At 74.9% G+C, this 2,276-nt stretch carries 3 protein-coding genes; 2 read left to right on the top strand and 1 reads right to left on the bottom strand.

Features of this window, described 5'->3' with window-relative positions; genetic code table 11:
* Positions 1-11 precede the first annotated feature (11 nt).
* Positions 12-521 carry a DUF6777 domain-containing protein gene (locus VR44_RS38880; RefSeq protein ID WP_342669440.1) on the top strand — a complete coding sequence of 170 codons (510 nt, stop codon included), beginning with the start codon at positions 12-14 and terminating at the stop codon, positions 519-521.
* A gap of 70 nt (positions 522-591) precedes the next feature.
* Here the strand turns inward: VR44_RS38880 and VR44_RS38885 are convergent, their stop codons facing one another.
* Entirely contained in the window at positions 592-1,029 is a 438-nt protein-coding gene (locus VR44_RS38885) for a hypothetical protein (protein ID WP_157880549.1), read from the bottom strand.
* A 156-nt stretch (positions 1,030-1,185) separates the two neighbouring features.
* Between VR44_RS38885 and VR44_RS38890 the strand changes: the two genes are divergently transcribed.
* Positions 1,186-2,276, top strand: a 1,091-nt coding sequence (locus tag VR44_RS38890) for a PAS domain-containing protein (protein WP_045952409.1), incomplete at its 3' end; no start/stop codon positions are given.

Below are 2,276 nucleotides of genomic sequence, written 5' to 3' on the forward strand. Positions count from 1 at the left end.
GTGTGCCCAGGGTGCGCTGCGCCTGCGGGAACCCGCTGAGTCCGCCGGTGGCGCTGCAGGCCAACCCGAAGCGGAACGGGCAGCCGTGGGCCGCGTACCAGCCGTCGAAGGTGGTGGCCATCGCGCCGTCGGAGACCACCGTGGACTCCTTCGTCATCTACGACCACCAGGACCACCGCTGGCTCGAACGCGGGCGCGGCGCCGTCCCGAAGCCCGACAAGCCGGTCCCGCCCCCGCCAGTCACCACCCCGGTGCCCAGTGCCAACCCGCCGACCGGGACCGCCACTTCGGCCGGGCCCACCCCGCCGGCCACCTCCTCCGCCCCGCCCACGCGCAAGCCCACCGGCCCGGCGACGCACACCCCGCCCGCCTCCCCGTCGGAGCTGCCCTCCGAGCCGCCCTCCGAGACGGCCACGGAGCCGTACCCGGCCACGCCGACCGCTCCGAGCAGCGCGCCGGCCAGGACCCCGTACGCCCCGGCGACCCCGCCACCGCCCCCGGCGAACCCCTACTCGTACTGAAGGGGCACGGCCCCCGGCCCCTCCGCGGTGCGGTGAGGGGCCGGGGGCCGGGGGCCGGTCCGGCGGTGGTTCAGGACGGGTCGGCGCAGACCGTGCCGGTCTCGTAGATGGTGCCGACGTCATCGGGTTCGGGAAGCGCCGTCGGCAACTCCGTGGGGACCCCGGTGGGTTCCTCCGCGGTCACGGTGGCGACCTCGACCGCGGCGCAGTAGCGGGTGCCCGGGCGGATGCCGGCGTCCAGCTTCTTGACGACGGTCTTGCCCACGCCCGGGATCTCGTCGGACAGGATCACCCGCAGCGTCTCCCCGCCGCCCTCCGGGCGCAGGACGAGCACGTTGCTCTTGTCATGGGGTTCGGTGTCGAGGAACGAGACCGTCACGTAGGGGGCGTTCAGCTTCAGGCTCAGCAGTTTCGACGCGGCCGCGGACGGCGTCGCGAGCCCGACCGCCAGTCCGCACGCCAGCACCGTCCCGACCGGGACCCGGTACATCCGGCTCAGGCGCCTCATGGGGTTTCCCTTCGCAGGCAGAGGGGACGATCCGATCGTCTGCCCGGGTCCCGGCCCCGGCAAATCGCCGACGCGCGCCCCCCGGGACCGCCGCCCGCGAAGGGGACCGGGGACCGGCGCGCTGCCGGGGGCGGGGAAGAGTGAGACCCTGGCTGCATGGACCCGCGGGGACCGGCCCCGGCGGTCGACTGGCCCGCGCGGCCCGATCTGAGCCTCGCGCTCAACCGCATGGGCACCTTCGACTGGGACCTCGACAGCGGCCGCATGCACCTGGACGCCACCGCCCTCGAGGTCCTCGGCCTGCCCGCGGAACGGTTCGACGGCACCTCCGACGGGCTGCGCGCCCGGATCCTCCCGGACGACGCGGCGCGCCTCGAACACCGGGTCCGGCAGGCGCTGCGGGACGGCCGCAGCCATTACGGGGCCTACTTCCGCGCCCTCCGCGATGACGGCGGCACCACCTGGACCCACCTCCAGGGCCACGTCCTGCGCGACCGGACCGGCCGCCCGTACCGGATCATCGGGATCCTCCGGGACGCCGACCAGGACCCGGCGGAACCCGGCGCGGCGGGGGAGCGTGACGAGGGCCGGCGCCGGATGACCGGCGTCGTCGAGCGGACCGCCGCGATCCTCGCGCACGCCCGCACCGTCAACGACGTCACCGACGTCCTCAAGGACCCCGAGGCCCTCGGCCACCTCGGCGCCGTCAGCGTCATGCTCGGCATCGTCGACGGAGGCCGGATCCACCTGGTCGCCGAGGGACAGCTCGGCGCGTACGTGCCCGAGATCGAGTACACCCGCATCGACGCCCGGCTGCCGATGAGCGAGGCCGTGCGCACCCTCCAGGCGGTCTACCTCTCCTCGCGGGAGGAGTTCCGCCGGCGCTACCCGGACCTGTGGCCGTACATCGAGCCGCTGTCCGTGCGCAGCGGCGTCTACCTGCCGCTGATCGCCCAGGGCCGCCCCGTCGGGGCGCTCGGGCTGCTCTACACCCGCGACGGGGACTTCACCGCCGAGGAACGCAACCTGCTGGTGGCCCTCGGCAGCGGCATCGCGCAGAGCCTGCAGCGGGCGATCCTCTTCGAACAGGAGCACGACCTCGCCGAGGGCCTCCAGCGGGCCATGCTGCCCCGCCGCATCCCGGAGGTGGCGGGCGCCAGGATCGCCGTACGGTACCGGGCGGCGAGGATCGGGCGGGACATCGGCGGCGACTGGTACGACGTCATCCCCCTCGGCGAGGGCCGGGT

The sequence above is a fragment of the Streptomyces katrae genome, assembly GCF_000966975.1.
Classification (GTDB): domain Bacteria; phylum Actinomycetota; class Actinomycetes; order Streptomycetales; family Streptomycetaceae; genus Streptomyces; species Streptomyces katrae.